Origin of the sequence: Alkalimonas sp., from assembly GCF_020831925.1 — a bacterium.
Taxonomy (GTDB): Bacteria; Pseudomonadota; Gammaproteobacteria; order Enterobacterales; family Alteromonadaceae; genus Alkalimonas.
Genome location: NZ_JAFIFQ010000005.1, coordinates 117,361 through 125,999, shown reverse-complemented (window position 1 = coordinate 125,999; position 8,639 = coordinate 117,361). Strand labels below are relative to the sequence as shown.

At 54.1% G+C, this 8,639-nt stretch carries 8 protein-coding genes; 7 read left to right on the top strand and 1 reads right to left on the bottom strand.

Translation table 11 applies throughout. The annotated features are described in order from the left end of the window. Window positions 1-16: 16 nt before the first annotated feature. The gene (gene rpmE, locus JJU14_RS03500; RefSeq protein WP_091338805.1) at window positions 17-229 is read right to left on the bottom strand and encodes a 50S ribosomal protein L31; all 213 of its coding nucleotides are present in this window, start codon (window positions 227-229) and stop codon (window positions 17-19) included. Window positions 230-459: 230 nt separating this feature from the next. On the opposite strand from rpmE, the gene priA reads away from it, so the two are divergent. The 7 genes from priA (at window position 460) to hslU (ending at window position 8,639) form a co-directional block, all read left to right on the top strand. Beyond that, the gene (gene priA, locus JJU14_RS03495; RefSeq protein WP_228611216.1) at window positions 460-2,634 is read left to right on the top strand and encodes a primosomal protein N'; all 2,175 of its coding nucleotides are present in this window, start codon (window positions 460-462) and stop codon (window positions 2,632-2,634) included. Between the two features lie 204 nt (window positions 2,635-2,838). Continuing rightward, complete coding sequence (gene pyp / locus JJU14_RS03490; protein ID WP_228611215.1) at window positions 2,839-3,222, top strand: photoactive yellow protein; 384 nt, start codon at window positions 2,839-2,841, stop codon at window positions 3,220-3,222. An 82-nt stretch (window positions 3,223-3,304) separates the two neighbouring features. Further along, window positions 3,305-4,435 carry an AMP-binding protein gene (locus tag JJU14_RS03485; protein WP_228611214.1) on the top strand — a complete coding sequence of 377 codons (1,131 nt, stop codon included), beginning with the start codon at window positions 3,305-3,307 and terminating at the stop codon, window positions 4,433-4,435. 22 nt (window positions 4,436-4,457) lie between these two features. Further along, on the top strand, window positions 4,458-6,029 hold the full coding sequence (locus JJU14_RS03480; protein ID WP_228611213.1) for a histidine ammonia-lyase: 1,572 nt from the start codon (window positions 4,458-4,460) through the stop codon (window positions 6,027-6,029). 142 nt (window positions 6,030-6,171) lie between these two features. Next, entirely contained in the window at window positions 6,172-6,699 is a 528-nt protein-coding gene (locus JJU14_RS03475) for an SPOR domain-containing protein (RefSeq protein WP_228611212.1), read from the top strand. Window positions 6,700-6,779: 80 nt separating this feature from the next. Then, a complete protein-coding gene (gene hslV / locus JJU14_RS03470) occupies window positions 6,780-7,298 on the top strand; it encodes an ATP-dependent protease subunit HslV (RefSeq protein ID WP_091338822.1) in 519 nt (172 codons plus the stop codon). A 12-nt stretch (window positions 7,299-7,310) separates the two neighbouring features. After that, a complete protein-coding gene (gene hslU, locus JJU14_RS03465) occupies window positions 7,311-8,639 on the top strand; it encodes an HslU--HslV peptidase ATPase subunit (RefSeq protein WP_228611211.1) in 1,329 nt (442 codons plus the stop codon).

Genomic DNA, 8,639 nt, shown 5'->3' with positions numbered 1-8,639 from the left:
TTGAGCGCAGGCGTGATTAACGCTTGCCCACCATGCTGAAACGCTTCTTGAAGCGGTCAACACGGCCACCAACGTCCAGTACTTTTTGCTTGCCGGTGTAGAATGGGTGGCAGGCAGAGCACACATCCAAGTGGATGTCTTTGCACAGGGCTGAACGGGTTTTAAAAGTATTACCGCAAGTACAGGTTGCAGTAATTTCTTGGTATTCCGGGTGAATTCCTGGTTTCATGGGTTACCTCGTTAAGGCCGTATCGCCACCTGGTCGCTAAACGCCGGGCACCATACGCAGTTACAGTTCAATTAGGGCGCGTAGGGTACTCGATCTGCGATATGCTTGCAAGATGTGGCCCTAAAATATTCACCGCTTTTATCGGTTGCGAAGCCATGGGCTCGGTCGATACACTAACCCCATCTTCGAGACTGTGGTGACCGCACCACGATAAACGAGTACCCACACCAGTGTCTGTGATCCGGATAGCTCTGCCCGTACCTTTGCGCCAATCCTTTGATTACCTGCTGCCACCAGGGATTGAGGTGCAGGTTGGCTGCCGGGTCCGGGTGCCCTTTGGCAAACGCGAGCTGGTTGGGATTGTCTGGCAACTGCAACCGGAAGATGCTTTTGCCGAGGATGCGTTAAAACCTATTATTGAGCCACTGGACCCTGTCCCCGTGCTGTCAGAGCATCTTTGTCGGTTGCTGTCCTTTGCTGCCGATTACTACCACCATCCACTGGGCGAAGTGCTGATCTCCGCCATCCCGGCTTTGCTGCGGGAGGGCAAACCCCTGCCCACTTGTCAGTCGCTCAGCTACCAGCTTACCCAGGCAGGTGAAACGACCACAGAGGCAGATTTAAAACGTGCACCTAAGCAGTTGACTCTGTGGCAGCAGCTGCAACAAGGGGCCTTAGCCGCTGATAGCATCACATCCGAACAACGGCCGGCGCTGCGGGCGCTGCTGGAAAAGCAGCTGGTCACAGCCATCGAAGTACCTTTTGCCCCCTACCCGACATTAACTGCTGCCAGTGCTGGTTTAAAGCTGACCACCGATCAGGCACTGGCGGTCAGTGCCATTGTTCAGGCGCAGGGCCGTTTCCAGCCATTTTTGCTGGAAGGTATTACCGGCTCCGGTAAAACCGAAGTGTATTTGCAAAGCATCGCGCCTTTGCTCGCTCAGGGCCAGCAAGTGCTGGTACTGGTACCGGAGATAGGCTTAACCCCGCAAACGCTGGCGCGTTTTGCCGATCGTTTTCAGGTGCCGGTGCTAAGCTGGCATTCCGGATTAACCGATACCGAACGCCTGGGATGCTGGCAGCAAGCAGCCACCGGCAGTGCTGCTATTGTGATTGGCACCCGCTCGGCACTGTTTTTACGCTTTGCCAGGCTTGGCCTGATCGTGGTTGATGAAGAGCATGATGCCTCGCTGAAACAACAGGATGGCTTTCGCTACCATGCCCGCGATCTGGCCATCAAACGGGCTGCACTGGAGCAGTGTCCGGTTGTACTCGGCTCCGCGACTCCCAGCCTGGAAAGCCTGCACAATGCACTGCAAGGCCGCTTTCAGCTGCTGACGCTCAGTAGCCGGGCCAGTGGTCAGCAATTGCCGACCCTGGAACTTATTAATTTGCAGCAACAGCCAGTGCAATTTGGCCTGGCCAATACCACCATCCAGCAAATAAAACACACCTTGCAACAAGGCTTTCAGGTAATGCTGTTTTTAAACCGGCGCGGTTTTGCCCCGGCACTGTCCTGTCAGGAATGCGGCTGGGTGGCGGATTGCCAGCGCTGCGATGCCAGCATGACCTGGCATAAAAGCGATCGCCAGCTCAATTGCCATCATTGTGGCAGTAGCCGGCCAGTGCCGAGACAATGCGGCCATTGCGGCAGTACCCGGCTGGTACCGCTCGGTCAGGGTACCGAGCAATTGGAAGCACAGTTGCAACCGATGTTCCCGGATTACCCGGTGGTACGACTGGATCGGGATAGCACACGACGTAAAGGCAGCCTGGCCGAGGCATTGCACCAGATCACCCAAGGTGGGCCCCAGCTGATTGTTGGCACCCAGATGCTGGCCAAAGGCCATCATTTCCCGCAAGTGACTTTGGTGGTAATTGTCGATGTGGATGGCGCCCTGTTTAGCAGCGACTTTCGGTCCCCAGAGCAGCTGGCGCAGCTGATCACCCAGGTTGCTGGCCGCGCAGGCCGTGCCCGCCATGCCGGCAAAGTGTTGCTGCAAAGCCGTTACCCCGATCACGGCATGCTGCAGGATATCCTGCACAACGGCTACGACTCCTTTGCCCGACTGGCACTGACTGAACGTCAGCAAACCTTACTCCCTCCCTATCAGTTCCTGGCGCTGTTTCGCGCCGAATCGCATCAGGATGAACTGCCCAGGCAATGGCTGCAGCAACTGGTTGAACTGGCGCAAACCGAAGCGCCTGAAGTGCAGCTGCTGGGCCCGATACGGGCACCATTGGAGCGTAAGGCCGGAAAGTACCGCTGGCAATTGCATTGCTACAGCGCCAGCCGCTCAGGCCTGCACCAGTTACTGAATCAGCTGATTACCACCAGCCAGAGCTGGCCACTGACCCGCAAGCTGCGCTGGCAACTGGATGTGGATCCGGTTGATCTGTCTTAATCCAAGCTCCGTATTCCCCCCGCTCAGACAGCAATATCCCGACATGACAGCTAAGCTCAATGGCTATCCCAGCAAGGTGAACCTATTTGCCATACCCGTACTTAGCTGATAGCTTTAATTTGCGAACTAATGTTTACAGACACTTTTAGTGCGCTGCTCGTCAGGTAACCTCAATGAGCACAAACTACAGATAAGGTATTAATTATGACTTTAGAAACAATTCGTTTCGGCGGCGACGATATCGAGAATTCACTGGCAAAGATGGATGACCAGAGCCTTGATAAACTGGCCTTCGGTGCTATCCAACTCGATGGTAATGGTAAAATTATTCAATACAATGCCGCCGAAGGCGATATTACTGGCCGCGATCCCAAGAGCGTCATTGGTAAGAACTTTTTTACCAGTGTGGCCCCCTGCACCCAAAGCAAAGAGTTTCAGGGCCGTTTCAAAGAAGGGGTACAAAACGGCAATCTGAACACCATGTTTGAATACATTTTTGATTACCAGATGAAGCCCACCAAAGTAAAAGTCCATATGAAAAAAGCGATTTCCGGCGATAGCTACTGGATTTTTGTTAAACGGTTGTAATTCCACTCAAGGCTGCTTATCCGCGGATCGGTGAACAGCCCGGCTCCTCCCAAACAATGTTGCATGAATTAAGGATCTTGCGATGCCAAACTGGCTCACAGTCACGGACTGCAAAGCTGTTTTGCGCTCCTTACTAAGCGCTGAGCTTAGCGCCTATCGTGAGTCGCCCCCCCTCGACTGGACAGCAGCCCCAGAGCTGGATTCACTGGAGCGACTGCATCTTGCCGGCTGCGTTAACGAATTCTTTCGTTTGCATGAAACCGGGTGTGAAGACCGGTTACTTATGACCAACAGCCTGGATGAGTGGGCCTCTCTGGTGGCAACCGCTATCACCGAAACCTCCGGCCTTACTTTCAGAACCTCGGGCAGCACAGGAACACCGACACCTCACTTTCATCGTTGGCAACAGATTGAAGCGGAAGCGGTAGCACTGGCAGAGTGTTTGGCAGCAAAGCAGCCCATCCAACGCGTGGTAAGCTGGCTGCCGCTGCATCACTTGTATGGGTTTATGGTCGCAGTGGCACTGCCTGCCTGTGCCGGCATCCAACGCAGTTATGGCAGCAACCAGGCTTTGCCTGAACTCCGAAGCGGTGATCTGCTGGTGACGGTGCCGCCGCGCTGGGACTTTTTGGCGCGCTCGGGCAAGACCTGGCCGACACAGATGCTTGGTGTCAGCTCCACCGGTCCCATAGCAGATACCACAGTGGCCGGCTTGCTGCAGCAAGGCGTGACCGGTTTGCTTGATATTTACGGCAGCACAGAAACGGGCGGTGTCGCCACCCGCTGGTGGCCCGAATCAAGTTATCAGCTGCTAGCTCACTGGCAACGCCTTGACAACCAACATCTCAAAAGTCTGGATGACACTGCCAGTACCCCGCTGCTGGATCAGCTGCATTGGCAAAGCGAAGGCACTTTTGAGCTAAAAGGACGGCTGGATGATGCCATCAGCATAGGTGGTGTCAATGTTAGCCCAACCTATGTTGCGGAGCGTTTACGCGCATTAAACAGCGTGCAGGACTGTGTCATTCGTCTCACAGGTGCTGCGACACAGCGACGTTTGAAAGCCTTTGTGGTGCCGGCAGGCGATCAAGCAATCGCAGCCCAAGATATCGCCAATGCTATCGCACTATGGCCGGCAGCAGAGCGCCCGATCAGCATCAATTATGGTGACACTATACCAACCAATGCCATTGGTAAGCACACCGACTGGTAGTCTTGACAAAGGATTTAACGCTATGCACGATGGGCAGCTCACCCTTGAAGCAATTGAAGCCGTTGCACTTGGACGTCAGGCTTTGTTGCTGTCTAAAGCACAACAACAAGCCGTTGCCAAGGCGCACCACTTCCTGCTGGATGCCATCGCCGAACGCCAACGTATTTATGGCGTAACCACAGGGTATGGCCCCTTAGCAACCACAGAGGTGGATCCTAGACAATCGGCCCTCTTGCAACAAAACCTGGTGTATCATCTCTGCAGTGGTGTCGGCGAACCGCTGGCACATCAGCATGTTCGTGCCATGATGGTCGCCCGCTTAGCCAGTCTGGCACTCGGTCACTCGGGAGCCAACCCGATAGTCATGGAGCGTATGCAAGCCTGGCTCGCTGCGGATGTCGTCCCAGAGATACCGTCGCAAGGGACCGTTGGTGCCAGTGGCGATTTAACCCCACTGGCGCATTTGGCGCGCGCCCTCAGCGGCGGCGGCCGTGTCAGTATCCAGGGAGGCCCCTGGATAGACAGTGCAGCTGCACATCAGGAATTCGGTTGGCAGCCGCTGGTATTGCATGGCAAAGATGCCATTGCTTTGGTTAATGGTACCTCGGCGACAGCTGGCATCGCGGCTTTGAATGCTACCGCAGCAGAGCGGGCGGTAAAGCTAAGCACCTTACTGGTGTTGCTTTACTCAGAATTGCTGGCTGGTCATCGCGAAGCCTTTCACCCTGCCATTGGCCAGCTCAGGCCTCACCCAGGTCAACAACAACTGCATCGCTGGCTCTGGTCACTATCGGCTAGTAGTCAGGCGTTAACCCCCTGGCAAGCAATGCCCACACGACTGGCGGACATGCCAGAAAATATAGCACAGAACCGGCCACTGCTGCAGGATGCCTACAGCTTACGCTGTGCCCCCCAAGCCCTCGGAGCCGTGCTGGATGTGGTGCATCAGCATGCCAACACAGTAAGGGTTGAACTGGGCTCCGTCACCGACAATCCACTGCTTATTGCGGATGATCAGTTGGTGCTGCATGGCGGCAATTTTTTCGGCCAACACTTAGCCTTTGCCAGTGATCATCTGAATAATGCTCTTATCCAAATGGCACTTTACAGCGAGCGACGCATTGCACGCATTACTGATCCATTGAGAAATAAAGGCTTACCTGCATTTATGCAGCCGCAGGATACCGGTTTGCACAGTGGCTTTATGGGAGCCCAGGTCTGCGCCACCTCTTTGGTTGCTGAACTGCGAAGCCAGGCAATGCCTGCTTCCATTCAATCTATCCCCACCAATGCGGATAACCAGGATATAGTGCCCTTAGGCACCATAGCAGCACGACGTGCCAGCAACAGCTTAACTCAGCTCTATCAGATTTTGGCGATTGAAACCTTAATCCTGGTGCAGGGCGCAGAGTTAAAAAACAGCACATTGCTTAGCCACGCCTCCCAGGCGCTTTGCCGCTGGGCTCGCGACTTTGCTGCACCGCTGCAACAAGATCGCCCACTGGCGGAAGATATTGCCAAGGTTGCAGCGGCGCTGGCGGATCCAGATCAAGTGAGCTCCTTGTTGACTTTATTGGATGAAACAGCCGAATAGAGCTTCATTTTTTTCTTAGCCATAAATTACGCTGGTAAGGGTATGATGCTCCGGTTGAGCAGCTCTAAGGATGTCGATTGCACAGCTGTCCCCTAAACCGCTAGAATAGCCACTGATTTGATGTTGGAGTATCAGGCCCACCATGCCAAGACGTGATTATGTGAAAACCGCCCGCCCACAAGCCAAACCTCGTAAAAAAGCGCCGGTCAAAGCGCCTTTCCCCTGGCTGGTGCTGACGATCACGGCTGGATTGATACTTATCTTTGGCTGGTTTCTCTGGACCATTAACCAACAGGAACCGGTGACTAGCACGCAGCAACCACCTGAAGTTGTGAAAGATGAATTACCCGAGCGTCCAACCGAAGAGCCCTACCAATACATCCGTGAGCTGGAAAACCGCGAGGTGGTCGTCGAAGTACGCGAGCTCGAATCGCGTGGACCATTTCAGATGCAGTGCGCTTCCTTTCGCAGTGAACAACAAGCCGATGCCATGCGGGCACAGATTGCTTTTGCCGGTTTTTCTTCCACTATCCGTCGCACCGAGGGCAGCAATGGCGTCTGGTATCGGGTGGTATTGGGCCCTTACGACAGCCGCCGCCAGGCCGAAGCAGATCGTAACCGGCTGCGTCGCAATGGCATCAATAGCTGCCAGATTTGGAACTGGAACTAACCGCAGAGGCTAGTTCCCCCTTGAAAAGCATTGAAGGAGCCCTCAGATAGCTTGCATCTGAAATGCCACAAGGGCTCACCATGACTACCATAGTTTCTGTCCGCCGCAATGGCCAGGTCGCGCTAGGCGGCGATGGCCAGGTTTCTCTCGGCAATACCGTAATGAAAGGCAATGCTCGTAAGGTACGCCGCCTCTACCATGACAAAGTACTGGCTGGTTTTGCCGGCGGCACCGCTGATGCTTTTACCTTGTTTGAACGTTTTGAAGCCAAACTGGAAATGCATCAGGGCCACTTAATGCGCTCAGCGGTAGAACTGGCCAAAGACTGGCGCACCGATCGCATGCTACGCCGGCTGGAAGCCTTGCTGGCGGTTGCGGATGCCAACACTTCGCTGATCATCACCGGCAACGGCGATGTGATTCAGCCCGAACATGATTTGATTGCTATCGGCAGCGGCGGCCCTTTTGCCCAAGCCGCTGCGACCGCCCTGCTGGAAAATACTGAATTAGCCGCCAAAGATATTGTTGAAAAAAGTCTGACCATCGCCGGCAATATTTGCGTATTTACCAACCAGCACCACACCATTGAACAGTTATAAGCAGGTTTTATTATGTCCGATATGACACCCAGAGAAATTGTGCACGAGCTGGATCGGCACATCATCGGCCAGCATCAGGCCAAACGCGCTGTCGCCATTGCACTGCGTAATCGCTGGCGCCGGATGCAACTGCCTGAAGCCTTGCGCCAGGAAGTGACGCCGAAAAATATTCTGATGATAGGTCCGACCGGCGTCGGTAAAACCGAGATTGCCCGCCGTTTGGCTAAACTGGCCAATGCCCCATTTATCAAGGTTGAGGCCACCAAATTTACCGAAGTAGGTTATGTCGGTAAAGATGTGGAAAGCATTATCCGCGATCTGGCTGACAGTGCAGTGAAAATGCTGCGCGAGCAGGAAATTGCCAAAAACCAGTACCGAGCCGAAGAAGCTGCTGAAGAGCGTATTCTGGATGCGCTTTTACCAAGGGCACGCGATAACTGGCAAGATGACCAGCCCGCCGAAAACAGCAATACCCGCCAGGTATTTCGTAAAAAGTTGCGCGAAGGCCAACTGGACGACAAAGAAATTGATATCGACATCGCTCAGCAGCAAATCGGCATTGAAATTATGACGCCGCCTGGCATGGAAGAGATGACCTCGCAGCTGCAAAGCATGTTTCAGAACCTGGGCAGTGAGCGCAAGAAAAAGCGCAAGCTAAAAATCAAAGATGCCTTTAAATTGCTGGTGGAAGAAGAGGCCAGCCGCCTGGTAAACCCAGAGGAGCTCAAACTGCAGGCGATTGAGCTGGTTGAGCAAAATGGCATTGTCTTTTTGGATGAAGTGGACAAAATCTGCAAACGGGAAAACACCGGTGGCCCGGATGTATCACGGGAAGGGGTACAACGCGACTTACTGCCTTTGATCGAAGGCTGTACCGTCAACACCAAGCACGGCATGATCAAAACCGATCACATTCTGTTTATTGCCTCCGGTGCTTTTCAGATGAGCAAGCCATCGGATCTGGTGCCAGAGCTGCAAGGCCGGTTGCCAATTCGGGTAGAGTTATCAGCCCTGACCGCCGATGACTTTGAACGGGTACTGACCGAACCCAAAGCCTCGCTGACCGAGCAAAGCATTGCTATGCTGGCCACCGAAGGGGTAAAGCTGGAGTTTACCAAAGACGGTATTCGGAAGCTGGCCGATGCGGCTTTTCATGTCAATGAAAAAACGGAAAACATCGGTGCCCGCCGCCTCTATACCGTGATGGAGCGCTTGCTGGATGAAATCTCCTTCGAAGCGGCTGATCATGCCGGTCAGAGCGTGCTGGTAGACGCAGCCTATGTCGACAAACATCTGGATGCGCTGGTGCAAGATGAAGATCTAAGTCGTTTTATTCTGTAA

Excerpts from the sequence above, each read along its gene's own strand:
- JJU14_RS03485 (WP_228611214.1), top strand. The coding sequence starts at position 3,305 with ATGCCAAACTGGCTCACAGTCACGGACTGCAAAGCTGTTTTGCGCTCC.
- JJU14_RS03480 (WP_228611213.1), top strand. The coding sequence starts at position 4,458 with ATGCACGATGGGCAGCTCACCCTTGAAGCAATTGAAGCCGTTGCACTT.
- pyp (WP_228611215.1), top strand. The coding sequence starts at position 2,839 with ATGACTTTAGAAACAATTCGTTTCGGCGGCGACGATATCGAGAATTCA.
- hslV (WP_091338822.1), top strand. The coding sequence starts at position 6,780 with ATGACTACCATAGTTTCTGTCCGCCGCAATGGCCAGGTCGCGCTAGGC.
- rpmE (WP_091338805.1), bottom strand. The coding sequence starts at position 229 with ATGAAACCAGGAATTCACCCGGAATACCAAGAAATTACTGCAACCTGT.
- hslU (WP_228611211.1), top strand. The coding sequence starts at position 7,311 with ATGTCCGATATGACACCCAGAGAAATTGTGCACGAGCTGGATCGGCAC.
- JJU14_RS03475 (WP_228611212.1), top strand. The coding sequence starts at position 6,172 with ATGCCAAGACGTGATTATGTGAAAACCGCCCGCCCACAAGCCAAACCT.